The following is a 15,447-nucleotide window of genomic DNA, read 5'->3' on the forward strand; positions in this document are numbered from 1 at the left end:
ATAAGCGGTCTCCTCCGACCATCATATCTGACTCTACGTCAACGCGGCTGACGGTCATGTGCGATGGCTCAGAACTGCAGAGCTCTCGCGATCGGATCGGCGCGGGGCGGCGCTGGCTCGCGCTGCGGATCCCGATATCGACTGGTCCACCCGCGTCCTGATTCCTGAGCGGGAGCGATCGAACAGGGCCGAGCCGGTCGTGGTTGATCGCCGGGAACGGCGTCGGACCCTCGGCGGCCCGGCAGGCCGATCAGGAGCCGCCCCCCGACGGAAGTCTCACGACCTAAGTCTCACGACGAATTGTCGGATGGGCCGCGGAACACGGCTGGCTTAACGATCGGTGTCGGCGGCGGACCACGTGCGAGCGGGCGGTCTCAATCCCCCCGCTCCGCGCAAAGGCGCCGCCCGACGCCCGGTTCACCCCCAACGCGACGACCCCGACGCGGCGAAGATTCGCGCGGGCGGCGCGTGCCGTTCTTGACGGAAACGCTCCTAAGGAGGAACACCCCATGGCAAGCTCAGCCGCCCTCGGGAAAGCCGGCGATGCCGCGCGCCCGATGACGCGGGAGGAGAAGAAGGTCATCCTGGCCTCCTCCCTCGGCACCGTGTTCGAGTGGTACGACTTCTACCTCTACGGCTCCCTCGCCGGCATCATCGGCGCGCAGTTCTTCTCGTCCTACCCGCCGGCGACCCGGGACATCTTCGCGCTGCTCGCTTTCGCGGCGGGCTTCCTGGTGCGGCCGTTCGGCGCCCTGGTGTTCGGGCGCGTCGGCGACATCGTCGGGCGCAAATACACCTTCCTGGTCACCATCCTGATCATGGGCCTGTCGACCTTCATCGTCGGCATCCTGCCCAACGCGTCGCAGATCGGCATCGCGGCGCCGATCATCCTGATCATCCTGCGCCTCGCGCAAGGGCTCGCGCTCGGCGGCGAGTACGGGGGTGCGGCCACCTACGTCGCCGAGCACGCGCCGCAGGGCCGGCGCGGCTTCTACACCAGCTGGATCCAGACCACGGCGACGCTCGGCCTGTTCCTGTCGCTGGTGGTGATCCTGGCGGTGCGGTCCTTCACCGGCGAGGCCGCCTTCGCCGAGTGGGGCTGGCGCATCCCGTTCCTGGTCTCGGTGCTGCTGCTCGGCATCTCGCTCTGGATCCGCCTCCAGCTCAGCGAGTCGCCAGCCTTCCAGCGCATGAAGGAGGAGGGCAAGACCTCGAAGGCCCCCCTCACCGAGGCCTTCGGCCAGTGGCGCAACGCTAGAATCGCGCTCATCGCGCTGCTCGGCCTCGTCGCCGGCCAGGGCGTGGTCTGGTACACCGGCCAATTCTACGCCCTGTTCTTCCTGCAATCGATCCTGAAGGTCGACGGCTACACCGCGAACCTCCTGATCGCCTGGGCGCTCCTGCTCGGCACCGGCTTCTTCGTGGTGTTCGGCTGGCTCTCGGACAAGATCGGCCGCAAGCCGATCATCCTGGCCGGCTGCCTGATCGCGGCGCTCAGCTTCTTCCCGGTGTTCAAGCAGATCACCACGCTCGCCAACCCCGCCCTCGAGAAGGCGATCGAAAACGTCAAGGTGACGGTGGTGGCCGATCCGGCCCAGTGCGGCAGCCTGTTCAACCCCGTCGGCACACGGGTGTTCTCGGCCCCCTGCGACCTCGCCCGCGACTTCCTCGCCAAGTCCTCGGTGCGCTACGCCACCGAGGCCGGACCGGCCGGCCAGCCGACGGTGGTGCGGATCAACGGCACCGAGGTCCCGTTCGCGGCGGGCGCCCCGGCGGCGGAGTTCAACAAGGTGGCGGCCTCCGCGCTCCAGGCGGCGGGCTACCCGAAGGCGGGCGATGCCCAGGTGGTGAAGATGGCGAACCCGTTCGACATCTTCCGGCCGCAGGTCGCCGGGGTGATCGGGCTGCTCTTCGTCCTCGTGCTCTTCGTCACGATGGTCTACGGCCCGATCGCCGCGGCCCTGGTCGAGCTCTTCCCGACCCGGATCCGCTACACCTCGATGTCCCTGCCCTACCATATCGGCAACGGCTGGTTCGGCGGCCTCCTGCCCGCCACCGCCTTCGCGATGGTGGCCCAGACCGGCGACATCTATTACGGCCTCTGGTACCCGATCGTCATCGCGCTGATGACCTTCGTGCTTGGCCTGCTGTTGGTGCCCGAGACCAAGGATCGGGACATCTTCGACGAGCGGGACACCGCCGCGCATTGAGGATGAGGACGGTGTGATGCCAGAGGGGCGCCCGCGGCGAGGCTGCGGGCGCCCTTTTCGCGTCTGAAAAAGTCGCTTGTCGTTCGCGGTCTTTCCCTGTTCCCACATGCGACCTCATCCTGAGGTGCGAGCTTTGCTCGCCTCGAAGGAGGCCTCCAGATACCGCCGCGATGTCTGGAGGCCTCCTTCGAGGTCAGTCGATCTTCAATCGACTGACACCTCAGGATGAGGTCGCGGGTTGGGTGTCCAGAGCCGCAAGGACGTTTGTCGCAGTCCAACGACAAAGGCCCGCCTCAGCGAGACGGGCCCTGCCACTCATCCGTGCCGGTCGATCACCGGCAGGTCGTCACCCGCCGCACGATCCAGCCTTCCCCGTCGACGAAGAGCTTCTTGCGCGAGGTCGAGCACTGGGCGTCGTCGGCCTCCGCCGCGGGGGCGGTGACGCTCGCGGTGGCGGCGACGTCGCGGGTGGTGCCCGCTCCGGCCTTCGGCGCCTTGTCGACCGCGGGGGCGGCGCTCGCACAGAGCGGGGCGCCGGCCGTGGCCAGGGCGGCCAGGACGACCGCCAGGCGGGCGAACAGGGGCAGTCGGGCGCAGGGACGCGCACGCATGATCGGTGATCCCATCGGTTGAATGCCGAGCGGCAACGTCCGGCGAAGTGGCTCTGGACCGCTCTCTCTTGCCATGGATAAGTCGCGAGCGCCCGAAGAGTTGCGTCGGACAAGCGTGTCCGTTTCGAAAACGGTAAACACGCGGGTGCGACGCCGCGGTGACATTTCGCACCACGACGGGGAACTGCCGGAGCGGCCGTATCGAATCGGCCCTCGATTGGTACCCTGATTCACCAGGACTGCAACGGACTTTGAACCGCCGAAGTGCCGGCGAGTTCCTGCCGCAGTGTCGGCCAGACGAGCCGGGCTTCCACTGCGCCCGGTCTTGAGCCTGGCCCTTGGGCCCGATCCGCCGTCAGGCCGGCAGCGCCCGCCCCTGCCCGGCCCGGCGCTGCACCAGCCACAGGCTGATGGCGACGTTGAGCAGGTTCCAGCCGACCCCGTTGGCGAAGGCCGCCGCGTAGGAGCCGGTGAGGTCGAAGATCACGCCCGACAGCCAGCCGCCGAGCGCCATGCCGAATAGGGTCGCCATGATGACGATTCCGACCCGGCCCCCGGCCTCGCTCGCCGGAAACAGCTCGCGCACGATGATCGCGTAGGCCGGCACGATGCCGCCCTGGAACAGGCCGAACAGGGCCGAGATCACGTAGAGCGAGGTCAGCCCGTCGAAGGCGAGGTAGAGGAGGAGCGCCACGCCCTGGAGCACCGAGCCGACCAGCAGCGTCGGCAACCCGCCGATCCGGTCGGCGAGGAAGCCGGAGGCGACTCGGCTGACGATGCCGAAGCCGAGCATCAGGGACAGCATCTCGGCGCCGCGGGCGACGCCGTAGCCGAGATCGCCGCAATAGGCGACGATGTGGACCTGCGGCATCGACATGGCGACGCAGCAGGCGAGGCCCGCGACCACGAGGATGCCCTGGAGGACGTTCGGCGGCAGGCCGAGCGTGCCGCCCCCCGCCGCCCCGCCCCGCTCGACGGCCGCGACCGGCGGGCGGGCGCGCATCAGCAGCGCCAGCGGCAGCATGGTGGCGAGGCAGAACAGGCCGATGCCGGCCTGCGTGGCGCGCCAGCCCCAGGCCGACACCGCGTGCTGGACCAGCGGCGGCCATAGCGTCCCGGCGAGGTAGTTGCCGGCAGCGCAGATCGAGACCGCGATGCCGCGCCGGCGGGCGAACCACAGCGAGATGTCGGCCATCAGCGGCCCGAAGGCGGCCGACGAGCCGAGCAGCCCGATCAGGATCCCGTGCGCGAGCGCGAACTGCCACAGGCTGGTCGAGAGCGCGGTGGCGCCGTAGCCGAGGAAGAGGCAGACTCCGCCGAGCACCAGCGGCGCCAGGATGCCGAACCGGTCGGCGAGCCGCCCCATCAGCACGCCCCCGAAGGCGAAGCCGACCATGGTGAGGGTGTAGGGCAAGGCGGCGGCCCCGCGGGCGGCGCCGAACTCCGCCTGCACGGCGGGCAGCACCACCACCACCGACCACATGCCGACGCCCCCGATGGTGGTCAGCAGCACGGAGACGACGAGGCGGCGCCAGGCGGCGGCGGAATCGAGCCCGTCGGCGGGCAGCGGGCGGGTCGGCACGGGCGTTTCCTCGACTCGGTTATGGTTGATCGAGGCTGTAGCAGGCGGGGCGGCGTGCGAGGAGCGATCCCGGCGCAACCCCCGCCCGCTCCGGCTCACCCCTCCGCCACCGTCTCCGGGTAGCGCGCCGCGAGGTCCCGTCGCATCGCCTCGACCCAGTCCCGGCCGCGCTCGCCCTTGGGTGTCCGGATCGGCACCTCCGCCACCAGGCTCGCCGGCCGGCCGGAGAGCAGCAGCAGCCGGTCGGCCACCGCCAGGGCCTCGGGCACGTTGTGGGTCACCATCAGCACCGCCGTGCCGCGCGCGGCCGCGCTGCCGAACACCGCGGCGCGCAGGGACGCCGCCGCCGCGTCGTCGAGGGAGACGAAGGGCTCGTCGAGGACGAGGAGGCCGGGGGCGAGCGCCAGCGCCCGGGCGAGCGCGACCCGGCGGGCCATGCCGAGCGACAAGGCCCGGGGATAGCGCCCGCGCCAGGCGGTGAGACCCAGTTCCTCGAACAGCGCGTCGAGCGATTGTCCGCGCTCCGGCCGCGGCAGGGACAGGCGCACGTTCTCCTCGACCGTTCGCCAGGGCAGGAGCCGCGGCTCCTGGAACACCATGCCGATGCGCAAGCCAGGGCGGGTGGTGAGCTCGCCCTCGAAGTCGCGGTCGAGGCCGAGCAGGAGGCGCAGGGTCGTGGTCTTGCCCGCCCCCGACGGGCCGATCAGGCACAGGGTCTCGGCCGCCCGGACCGTCAGGCCGAGGTCGCGCACCGCCTCGACCGGCTCGGACCTGTCCGGGCGGTAGACCTTGCGGCGGACCGCCAGGGTGAGGATCGGGGCGGCCGCCTCGCGGCGGAGGTCGGCGCCGGCGGCGGTCATCTTATCGCCAGCGGCGGGCATGGGCGTCGAGGGGCTGGAGCAGCAGGACGTCGACCGCCAGCATCACGGCGCTGAACACGAGGCTGTAGCCGATCAGCGCCGCGACGTCGAAGAGCTGGAAGTAGTACGAGATGGCGTAGCCGACGCCGTTCGGCCGGCCGAGCAGCTCGACCACCAGCACGATCTTCCAGGCGAGCGAGACGCCCGAGCGCGCCGCCGCCACCGCGAAGGGTACGAGCTGGGGCAGGAGCACGTGGCGGATCCACGTCCGGCGGTCGTACCGGAAGGCCTGCGCCATCTCCTCGAGACCGGGATCGAGCCCGCGGGCGCCCTCGCGCAGGATCACCGCGACGTTCGGCATCTTGTTCAGCGCCACCGCCAGGATCGCCGCGGTCTCGGTCAGGCCGAGCCAGATATAGGCCAGCACGGTGATGACGAGCGCCGGGGTGTTGAGCAGCACCAGGAGCGGCGTGTCGAGGAGCCGGTCGGCGGCCCGCGAGCGGCCGAGCGCGATGCCGAGCAAAGCCCCCGTCGCCATGGCGAGGCAGAACGAGGCCGCGACCCGCCAGAGCGTGATGCCGATGTTGCGCAGGAGGTCGCCCGAGGCCGCCTCCCGCCCCACGAACGCCGCCACCGCCTCCGGCGACGGCAGGGTGCGCGGATCCGTGGTGCGGCTCGCGAGCCACCAGACGACGAGGAGCAGCGCGACCGACCCGAGGCGGGCGAGGAGGGCCATCAGGCGGTCGAGGTGCGCGGGGACGGCTCAGCCATTCGGCCCGCCGTCCCAGTACAACCCCTCCGGCAGGGTCGCGGCCGCCCCGACCAAGCGCTCGCCGCCGAGCCGCGCCAGCACCGCGTAGAGGCGCTCGGCATCCTTGCGCTCGGCGGCGGCGGGCCGGTGCGGGATGCCGTCGAGGAAGGCGCGCTTGAGCGTGGCGTAGGTCGCCTCGTCCTCCGCCGCCATCAGGGGGCGAACGGGCGTCCAGGCCGCCTCCCCGGCCGCCAGCGCCTGCTTGGCCCGGGCCGAGGCGCGGGCGAAGCCCGCGATCGTGCGGGGCTCGCGCTGCAGCAGGGCCTCGTCGAAGACGTAGCCGAGGAGCGCGATCGGCCCCTCGACCCCGAACGAGGCGGCGATGCCGTCGGCGCCGATCAGGCGGCGGAAGCCCCGCGCCTCGAGCCGGGCGCAGAAGGTCCAGTACAGGAGCGCGGCGTCGAGCTCGCCCGATTCGAGCTTGCGCATCAGCAGCGGCGGCGCGCCGAAGACGGGTTTCGCCTCGCGCTCGAGGTCGAGCCCGTCCTTCTCGCGGGCCCGCGCCCGCAGGAGCAGCCAGTTCTTGTCGAGCGGTCCCCCCGCCACCCCGAGGCGCTTGCCCGCGAGGCCGGCCACCGTATCGAGGGAACTGGTCCCCGGCACCATCAGGGCGCCCTCGGTGGAGGAATAGGGCAGGAACTTCACCGCCCGCCCCTCCGCCCGCAAGCGTGCGGCCCAGAGCAGGTCCGACACGATGGTGTCGACCTGGCCGCCCTGGAAGGCGATGCGGGCGGCGTCGCTCCCGGCGAGGCGCACGCCCTCGAGGCTCAGCCCCTCCGCCGCGTCGATCCCCTCCGCCTTGATGACCGCCGCCTCCCAGGCGACGGTGCCGAACGGCAGGAGCCCGACCTTCAGGGTGGAGGCCGTGGACGCCTGCGGGGCGGCGGTCTGCGCCCCGGCGGCACGGAGCTGCGCGATCGGCCACAGCCCGGCCGCCGCCATCAATCCGCGCCGTGAGAGCATGGGCGCCTCTCCCTGTTGCCCGGCTCGTTCCACCCGGCCGGTTCGCCCCTGAGAGGTAGGCGGCCGGACCGGCGGCGTCCACCGCTCGCGTGCGGGGATGTGAGGCCGCACCCTGGGCGGACCCGCCGCCGCGGTCACTTGTACTATCGTCGGGCGGGCCGCGTCGGGCGGGTGCGGATCATCATGCGCGCCGATCCGTGGGCCCGAAAAGTGCGGCGACGGCGGATCGCGGTGATTCTCGGGAGTGCCGAGAGAGTCGGCGACTCTGTCGCTCGCGGACTTCGCTCGCGGACTTGCCTCTCGCGCGCCGCCGCGGCCCACGCCCATCCATCGACATCCCGGCCAGAGGTCGCCGGCCAGATGTCCACGGTGCGACAGCGGCCGCTGCCGCACCGTCCGCCGCCACGTTTGACAAGGGCCGGGCTGAGACCTACCAGACCGCCATGTTTTGGAGGCATTGATGGCGGCGCAGACTCGCAAAATTTGCCTGAACATGATTGTCAAGAACGAAGCCGATAAAATAGAAAAGTGCCTGCGCGCTGTTGCGGACTACATCTCCTGCTGGGTCATCGGCGATACGGGCTCGACCGACGGCACGCAGGACATCATCAGCGACTTCTTCCGATCGCGCGGCCTCCCCGGCGAGCTGCACAGCTTTCCGTTCCGGACCTTCGACCAGGCCAGGAACGCGGCTTTGGACCTGGCCCGGGACTCGCGCCTCGACTACGACTACATCCTGTTCGTCGATGCGGACATGGAGCTCGTCGTCGACGACCAGGATTTCGCGCGAAAGCTGAACGCCGACGTCTATCAGGTCCTGCAGACATCGGGCGTGGCCTACTGGAACAGCCGCCTGCTGCGGCGCGGTGCCAAGGCGCGGTACGTCGGCGTCACCCACGAATATCTGAGCCTCGAGGACGGGACGACCGAGCAGCTGGACGGGGTCCGCTTCGTCGACCACGCGTCGGGCACGAACCGGGCCGGCAAGTTCGCCCGCGACGCCGCCCTGCTCCGCGACGGGCTCGCGACCGAGACCGACCCGTTCCTGCGCACGCGCTACACCTTCTACCTGGCCAACAGCCTGCGCGACGACGGCGACCTTGCCGAGGCCCTGGAGCAGTACGAGGCGCGCGCTCGCCAGGGCTACTGGCAGGAGGAGGTCTTCGCCAGCCTGTTGAACGCCGCGAAGATCAAGGCGCGGCTGAACCATCCCGTCGACGACGTCATCGAGAGTTTCGAGCAGGCCGCCGCCGCCTGCCCTGAGCGCACGGCCGAGGCGATGCACGACGCGGCCCGGTTCTGCCGCGACCGCGGCCTGTACGAGCGGGGCTACCAGCTCGCCCGCCGGGGGGAGAACGCCGCGATCCCGAGATCCGGGCTGTTCGTCTCGGAATGGATCTACCGCTACGGCCTGCTCGACGAGATGGCGGTCGCGGCCTACTGGACCGGCCGGCATGCCGAAGCGGTCATGCTCATCGACAAGATCCTGGGCCTGCCGGACGTGCCGGGCGAGCATGTCGCACGCCTGAAGAACAACCGGCTCTTGTCCGTCGAGCGGATCGCCGAGATCCGACGCGCCCCCGACGGGGAGGGGCGGGCCGCCGCGGGGTTGCTGGAGCAGGCGCGACGCGGCGAGAGCTTCGGGTTGCCGGACGAGCAGGTCATCGCGACCTACCTGCTCGTCGCCGAGGTCGATCCGACCTGCGCCGAGGCCTTCCACGGCGCGTCGCGCTTCTGCCGCTACAAGCAGCGGCACGAGCAGGGCTATCACCTGGCGGTCCGCGGCCTGCAGGTGGCGGAGGCCAGGGGGGCGGAATCCAAGGGCGCGGAATCCCTGCAAGGCGAGGCCTGGATTTCCGATTACGGCCTCCTCGACGAGCTCTCGGTGCATGCCTACTGGACCGGGCGCTACGACGAGGCGATCCGTGCCTGCAACCGCCTCCTGGGCGAGGGCAAGATCCCGCAGGACATGGTCGAGCGGGTCGCCAACAACCTCCGCTTCAGCTCCGAGGGCCTGGCGAGAGCGGAGAAGCAATCGCTGCAGATCCCGAGGGTCTTCCACTTCATCATCGCGTCGAGCGACCCCGACGTGTCGCCGCGCTTCTCCCTGGTCAATTACCTGGCGGTGAGATCCGCCCTCGACCTGAACGAGGGGTTCCGGGCGACCATCCACTGCGATCCGGAGCCGCACGGGCCCTACTGGGACCTGCTGAAGGACCGCGTCGAGGTCGTCCGGACGACCTTGCCGCGGCAGGTCTTCGGCCGGCCGGTGGACCTGATCGCGCACCGCGTCGACGTGCTGAGGATGCAGATCCTCCTGGATCAGGGCGGGATCTACCTCGATGTCGACACGATCTGCCAGAGGCCGTTCGCGCCGCTGCTCGACGGCCGCGTCGTCCTCGGGCGCGAGGAGATTCCGGACGGGGCCGGCGGGCGACGGCCGGTCGGCCTGTGCAACGCCACGATCATCGCTCCGCCCGGCGCGGAATTCCTGCGGTTGTGGTACGACGAGTACCGCGCGTTCGTCGGCGGCCCGAGCGGCGATGCCTGGAACAAGTTCTCGGTCCAGGTGCCCCTGGCCCTCGCCGAGGCGAATCCCCACCTCGTCAGGGTCGAGCCTGCTACGTCGTTCTTCTGGCCGAGCTGGGACGATCACGGCATCGAGGCGCTGTTCAAGCACGACCTGGACTTCCCCGAGGCCTATTGCTTCCACCTGTGGCAGGCGAAATCGTCGGGCTGGATCGCGGGACTCGATCCCGAGACGATCCTCAGGGACGACACGACCTACAACCGGATCGCCCGCCGCTTCCTGCCGCGGCCGGCGGCGCCCGCCGCCCCGCCCGCGCAGCGTTTCGAGGCCCTCCCGGCGCTCGAACCGGTCATCGGCGCGGACAAGCCGCGCTTCAATCTCTGCCTCCTCCGTCACAACGAGCACGACATGGTCTACGACGACGTCGTGCGCGTCCTCTCCGCCTCCCTGCGCGACCTGGGCCACGACTGTTCCCTGACCTACGATGAACCGGCCCGAGGTTCGGTCAACATCGTGGTGGGCAACCTCCTGCACCCGGTCCAGGACGAGCGGCGCGTCGCTCCCTTCCGCTCGGGGCCGTTCCTCGTCTACCAGCTGGAACAGCTCGACATCATCGCCGGGCAACGGGAGGGTGGGAGGTACCTCGACTTCCTCGGCCTGGCCTCGCACATCCTCGACTATTCACGGGCCGGGCTCGCGCATCTTCGGGCAAGGCCGAACCCGCCTGGCGTCTCGTTCCTGCCCCCGGGCTTCCACCGCTGCCTGGAGGTCACCTGTCCGGCGCCGGAGCAGGAGATCGACGTCCTGTTCTACGGCTCGCATTCCGAGCGGCGCGGGCGTGTCCTGGAGGCCGTCCGCGCCCAGGGCCTGAACGCCGTCCACCTGTTCAACGTCTACGGCGAGCCGCTATGGGACGCGATCCGGCGATCGAAGATCATCCTGAACATCCACTCCACGCCGGGCTTCCGGGCCCTGGAGACCGTCCGCATCGTTCCTCTCCTGGCCAATCGCTGCTTCGTCGTGTCGGAGGCGAGCGACGACAATCCGTTCGGGCCGGGTGTGGCGTTCTGCGAGATCGAGGACATGGCCGAACTCTGCCGCGCCTATCTGGCGGTGGGCGCTCCCCTCAGGCAGGCCGTCGCCACGGAAGGCTACCTCGCCGTCCGCCGGGTCGATTTCGCCGCGCGGCTGCGCGACGTCCTGAACGGCCTCGACCTCGCGCAACTCGTGTTGCGCGCGTGAGCCGATCCGGCGACCCTGCCGGACTGCGAAACGAAGGAGACGGATCCCATGCCGAAGGACGACGTCCTCGAGCCCGACGCGATCGCCGCGCACCTCGCCGACCTGCCGGCCTGGCGGCACGCCGACGGCTGGATCACCCGCACCTACCGGACGAACAGCTGGAAGGGCACCCTGATGGTGATCAACACCGTCGGTCACCTCGCCGAGGCGGCCTGGCACCACCCGGACCTCACCGCGTCCTACGCCTGGGTCGAGGTGCGGCTGACCACTCACTCCGCCAAGGGCCTGACCGAGAAGGACTTCGCCCTGGCGCGCAAGATCGAGGAGGTGGTCGGCTGGCAGCCGGGGCTGGAGGGCGGCGCGCTCGAGGGCACGCCGACCGATCCGCGCTTCGCCTACATCAAGTACGACCGGTAGGGCTCGCGCCGTCACCGCCCGCTCGCCTTCACCCGCCGGCACTGCGTCTTGAGGTAGGTCGTCTGCCCCACCCCGGCGCGGATCTCGGAGCGGGCGATGATCTCCTGCCAGCCGTTGGCGCAGCCGATCTCGCTCGCGACCCGGGTCTTGAACACGTCGGTGGCGGTGGCCTCGTCGCAATCCTGCACCGGAACCGTGCCGGCGCAGATCAGCACCAGAGCCAGGAAGCCGTTCATCGCCTCACCCCTCCCCGCGAACAGCCGGGATAATGGAGCGCGGCGGCGCGAGCCCAACCCGTACCTTGGCCGGCCTGTCCCCTGTGGGCCTTCAGGCCGGGACCTCCGCCACCAAGCCGGGATCGAAACTGCTTCCCTCGACCGGGTTGGCGAGGCAGCGCGTGCCGTGGAGCACGAGGTCGTGGCCGGCATGGAAGTGGCCGGAGATCCAGAGGGCCGGCCGGTGGGCATCGGCCAAGTCGGCGAGCAAAGTGGTGGCGTAGAAGGCCGGCACCCACCAGGGCACGCCGGGCGCGTCGCGGTAGCGGTCGGCGGTCTCGGGGATCGGCGGGTGGTGGGTGACCGCGACGGTCGGGCCCGGATGCGGCCGGGCGAGCGCCGCCGCTACGGCGGCCCGGTCGGCCGCGTGGGCCGCCATCGCGGCCTGCGGCGTCCAGGGCGTGCCGTCTCCCTGGCGGATCGCCCGGTACTCGCGCGAGCCGGTCGCCGGATCGGTCATGCGGCCGGCCGCATAGGCGACCGGGTCGGCGGGCCGGTCCGGCGCCTCCGCCGCGAGCCAGCGCCCGGCGAGGCGCCAGTCGCTCCACAAAGTCGCGCCGACGAAGCGCACGCCGCCGATCACGCGGGTCTCGCCGCCCTGGAGCAGCACCACCCGCTCGCGGCCGGCCGCGCGGTTGATCGCCGCCACCCCGTCCGCGAGCGCCGCCAGCAGCTCCGGGGCGGTGCGGGGATCGCCGGACGGCGCGTAACGCTCGTGGTTGCCCGGCACCAGCACCACAGGCCGCTCGCCAGCGAGGTGCAGGAGCGCGGCGAGCCCCCGCTCCGGCTCGCCCTCCCAGACGTCGCCGGCGCAGACCAGGAGGTCGAAGGGCTGCGTCGGAACCGGCACGGCCGCGAGGGGCCGGCGCTCCAGGTGCAGGTCGGAGAGCGGGAACAGGCGCATCGTTCGGTTCGGTCTTTGACAATCAGGCGCCGAACAGCGACAGCACCACCGGCCGCCGGTCGAGGTTGTAGACCTGCGCCTCCCGGGCGGCCTTCGCGGCGCGCTCGGCGGCGTCGGCCAGCGCCGCGAGGCGGGACGGCGGCTCGCCCTGGCGGCGCTCGATCTCGGCGGCGAGCCGGCGCTGCACCGTGTCGAGGGCGGTGGCGTAGAGCGCGTCGGCCTCGCGGCCGGCGAGCCGCTCGGCGAGCCGCAGGGCCCGGCGCCAGTCCGGCCGGTCGCCCTGGTCGAGCAGGGCCTCGACCTCGTCGACCACCCCGATCGTGTCGGGGTCGAGGAGTTCGAGGGCGCGGGCGACCGAGCCCTCGCTCAAGGCGGCGGCTCGCTCGATCAGCGCTGGCGGCGCCCCGGCCTGGGCCGGCCCGAGGCCGCGCAGCACCCGCGCCACCTCCCCCGCCGGGAGCGGCTTCAGGGCGAGGCGCCGGCAGCGCGAGCGGATGGTCGGCAGCAGGCGTCCGGGGGCATGGCTGACGATCAGGAACAGCGAGCGCGGCGGCGGTTCCTCGATCACCTTCAGGAGCGCGTTGGCGCTGGCGAGGTTCAACTCGTCGGCACAGTCGACGATGCAGATCCGGTAGCCGGCATCGGCCGAGGTCTCGGCGAAGAGGTGGAGGGCCCGGCGCGCCGCATCGACGCCGATCTGCGTCGGCACGGTCTTGGCGCCCGGCGCCTTCTGGCGCCGCAGCAGCACGAGGTTGGGATGCGACAGGCCCGCGACCTGGCGCGCCACCGGGTGGCCGGGGGGCAGGTCCAGGCTGTCGGGCAGGCCCGCGCCGTCGCCGCGGGCGAGCAGGTGGCGGGCGACCCGGAAGGCGAGCGTCGCCTTGCCGATGCCCTTCGGCCCGCCCAGCAGCCAGGCATGGTGCAGCCGCCCGGCGCCGATCGCCTCGCGAAAAGCGCGCTCGGCCGCCTCCTGGCCGAGGAGATCCTGCCGCTCGCGCGGGCGCGGCACGCCCGGGATCTCGCCCGGCTCGAGACCGTCGTCTCCCTTGTCAGGCGGCATCGGACCGGTCCCGGACGAGATGCGGCAGCCGGGCCGCGATCGCCGCGCGGATCGCCTGCGCGACGCGGTCGGGGGAGCCTTGCGCGTCGATGACCGCGCAGCGCGCCGGCTCGGCCGCGGCGATGGCGAGGAAGGCCGCCCGCAGGCGCTCGTGGAAGCCCAAGGCTTCCGCCTCGAACCGGTCGGGGGAGCTGGCAGCGGCGTGGCCGCGCTGGCGCGCCCGGGCGAGGCCGATCTCGGGGCTCAAGTCGAGGATCAGGGTCAGGTCCGGCCGGGTCGTCCCGACCACCACCCGCTCCAGGGCCGACAGCGTCTCGGGCTCGAGCCCGCCGGCCGCGCCCTGGTAGGCCCGGGTCGAATCGCTGAAGCGGTCGCACAGCACGATCGCGCCGCGGGCGAGGCTCGGGCGGATCAGGGTCGCGAGGTGGTCGAGGCGGGCGGCGGCGAACATGAGCGCCTCGGCGAAGGGGCCGTGGGGCTTGGCGACGCCGGAGAGCACCGCGGCGCGGATCCGCTCGGCCCGGGGCGAGCCGCCCGGCTCGCGGGTGGTCACCACCTCGCGGGGCTTGGCCGTGCCGTCGGCGCGCAGCCAGGCCGCGGCCTGGGCGATCTGGGTCGACTTGCCGGCGCCCTCGCCGCCCTCGAAGGTGATGAAGCAGCCGCGGCGCCGGGGTTCGACCGTCGCGGCCGTCGGGGGAGCCTCGCTCACGACCGGCTGGTGATCCGGCCGAGGGCCTGGCGGAACCAGCCGGTGCCGACCTCCATGGCCGCGTCGAGGGCGCGCTGGGTCATGGTGCCGGCGGGCACGGCTTCGGCGGTGTAGAGCGGCATGTCGAGCACCACCTGCTCGCCGCGGGTGACCTTGAGCCGGCCGACCTCGCGGCCCTCCTCCACCGGGGCGGTCAGCGGGCCCTGGTAGGTGGCGCGCGCCACCAGCCGGTCGCTGTTGCCCCGCGGCAGCATCAGCCGCACCGGCTTCTTCGTGACGAGCGGCACCCGGCCCTTCTCGGCCCCGAAGGTCTCGGCCTCGGCCACGGTCTCGCCGGCATTGAAGACCTGGCGCGCCTCGAAGGCGCGGAACCCCCACTCGATCAGCTTGCGCGATTCGGCGGCGCGGTCGCGGGCGGTCTTGAGGCCGCTCACCACCAGGACCAGGCGCTGGCCGTTCTGCACCGCCGAGCCGGTCAGGCCGTAGCCGGATTCCTCGAGGTAGCCGGTCTTCAGCCCGTCGGCGCCGACATCGAGGGTGAGCAGCGGGTTGCGATTCTGCTGGCGGATCTTGTTCCAGGTGAACTCACGCTCGGCGAAGAGCTTGTAGTTCTCCGGATAGGTCTCGATCAGGTGGATGGCGAGCTTCGCGAGGTCGCGGGCCGTCACCTTCTGGTCGGGCGCCGAGTAGCCGGTGGCGTTGCGGAAGGTCGAGCGGTCGAGCCCGATCTCCTTCGCGTGCCGGTTCATGATCTGGGCGAAATTGTCCTCGGTGCCGGCGACGCCCTCGGCCGCCGCGATCGCCGCGTCGTTGCCGGACTGCACGATGATGCCGCGCAGGAGGTCGGGCAGCTTCACCTTGCTGTTGAGCTGGGCGAACATCGACGAGCCGCCGCCGCCCGCGCCGCCGCGGCGCCAGGCATTCTCGCTGATGGTGAACTCGGTGTCGGGGCCGAGCTTGCCCTTGCGCATCTCGTCGAAGAGCACCTCGACGGTCATCAGCTTGGCCATGCTGGCGGGCGAGAACGGCTCGTCGGCGCCCTTCTCGAACAAAACCGCGCCGGTATCGGCGTCGATCAGGATCGCGTGCGGCGCCAGAGTCTGGAAGGCAGGATTTTGGGATGTCTGGGCCCGCGCGTCGGAGGCCGCGACGGCGGCGCCGAGGATGGCTGCCAGAGCTAGTCCCGCGGCGCGGCGCGCGAGCGCCCTGCCCGCTCCGGTGGTCGCTGTCACACGCATACCCCTACCGCCTCATCGTCCGGCCGAACCGGGAG

General features: G+C 71.6%; 13 protein-coding genes. 3 read left to right on the plus strand and 10 right to left on the minus strand.

Features of this window, described 5'->3' with window-relative positions; all coding sequences use genetic code 11:
* Positions 1–557 precede the first annotated feature (557 nt).
* Positions 558–2,210, plus strand: a complete 1,653-nt coding sequence (locus ABZT49_RS14870; protein ID WP_355286824.1) for an MFS transporter — start codon at positions 558–560, stop codon at positions 2,208–2,210.
* Positions 2,211–2,542: 332 nt separating this feature from the next.
* Here the strand turns inward: ABZT49_RS14870 and ABZT49_RS14875 are convergent, their stop codons facing one another.
* From ABZT49_RS14875 to ABZT49_RS14895, 5 genes are all read right to left on the minus strand, one after another.
* Positions 2,543–2,821 carry a hypothetical protein gene (locus ABZT49_RS14875; RefSeq protein WP_355286801.1) on the minus strand — a complete coding sequence of 93 codons (279 nt, stop codon included), beginning with the start codon at positions 2,819–2,821 and terminating at the stop codon, positions 2,543–2,545.
* A 355-nt stretch (positions 2,822–3,176) separates the two neighbouring features.
* Entirely contained in the window at positions 3,177–4,403 is a 1,227-nt protein-coding gene (locus ABZT49_RS14880; protein WP_355286802.1) for an MFS transporter, read from the minus strand.
* 95 nt (positions 4,404–4,498) lie between these two features.
* Positions 4,499–5,263, minus strand: a complete 765-nt coding sequence (locus ABZT49_RS14885; RefSeq protein WP_355286803.1) for an ATP-binding cassette domain-containing protein — start codon at positions 5,261–5,263, stop codon at positions 4,499–4,501.
* A 1-nt stretch (position 5,264) separates the two neighbouring features.
* Positions 5,265–5,999 carry an ABC transporter permease subunit gene (locus ABZT49_RS14890; protein WP_355286804.1) on the minus strand — a complete coding sequence of 245 codons (735 nt, stop codon included), beginning with the start codon at positions 5,997–5,999 and terminating at the stop codon, positions 5,265–5,267.
* Between the two features lie 27 nt (positions 6,000–6,026).
* Entirely contained in the window at positions 6,027–7,037 is a 1,011-nt protein-coding gene (locus ABZT49_RS14895; RefSeq protein WP_355286805.1) for an ABC transporter substrate-binding protein, read from the minus strand.
* A gap of 460 nt (positions 7,038–7,497) precedes the next feature.
* Between ABZT49_RS14895 and ABZT49_RS14900 the strand changes: the two genes are divergently transcribed.
* On the plus strand, positions 7,498–10,809 hold the full coding sequence (locus ABZT49_RS14900) for a glycosyltransferase (protein ID WP_355286806.1): 3,312 nt from the start codon (positions 7,498–7,500) through the stop codon (positions 10,807–10,809).
* Positions 10,810–10,857: 48 nt separating this feature from the next.
* Complete coding sequence (locus ABZT49_RS14905; RefSeq protein ID WP_355286807.1) at positions 10,858–11,226, plus strand: 4a-hydroxytetrahydrobiopterin dehydratase; 369 nt, start codon at positions 10,858–10,860, stop codon at positions 11,224–11,226.
* 11 nt (positions 11,227–11,237) lie between these two features.
* Here ABZT49_RS14905 and ABZT49_RS14910 read toward each other — a convergent pair whose 3' ends face one another.
* From ABZT49_RS14910 to ABZT49_RS14930, 5 genes are all read right to left on the minus strand, one after another.
* Positions 11,238–11,462, minus strand: coding sequence for a hypothetical protein (locus ABZT49_RS14910; RefSeq protein ID WP_355286808.1), 225 nt, complete (start codon positions 11,460–11,462; stop codon positions 11,238–11,240).
* A gap of 91 nt (positions 11,463–11,553) precedes the next feature.
* Entirely contained in the window at positions 11,554–12,405 is an 852-nt protein-coding gene (locus tag ABZT49_RS14915) for a metallophosphoesterase (RefSeq protein ID WP_355286809.1), read from the minus strand.
* Between the two features lie 22 nt (positions 12,406–12,427).
* The gene (locus ABZT49_RS14920; RefSeq protein ID WP_355286810.1) at positions 12,428–13,465 is read right to left on the minus strand and encodes a DNA polymerase III subunit delta'; all 1,038 of its coding nucleotides are present in this window, start codon (positions 13,463–13,465) and stop codon (positions 12,428–12,430) included.
* Positions 13,455–14,174 (minus strand): dTMP kinase, encoded by a 720-nt coding sequence (gene tmk, locus ABZT49_RS14925; RefSeq protein WP_355286811.1) that lies wholly within the window; start codon positions 14,172–14,174, stop codon positions 13,455–13,457. Before tmk ends, ABZT49_RS14920 begins: the two co-directional genes overlap by 11 nt.
* Positions 14,171–15,412 (minus strand): D-alanyl-D-alanine carboxypeptidase family protein, encoded by a 1,242-nt coding sequence (locus ABZT49_RS14930; RefSeq protein ID WP_355286812.1) that lies wholly within the window; start codon positions 15,410–15,412, stop codon positions 14,171–14,173. Before ABZT49_RS14930 ends, tmk begins: the two co-directional genes overlap by 4 nt.
* Positions 15,413–15,447 lie beyond the last annotated feature (35 nt).

Source organism: Methylobacterium sp. EM32, assembly GCF_040593685.1.
Taxonomy (GTDB): domain Bacteria; phylum Pseudomonadota; class Alphaproteobacteria; order Rhizobiales; family Beijerinckiaceae; genus Methylobacterium.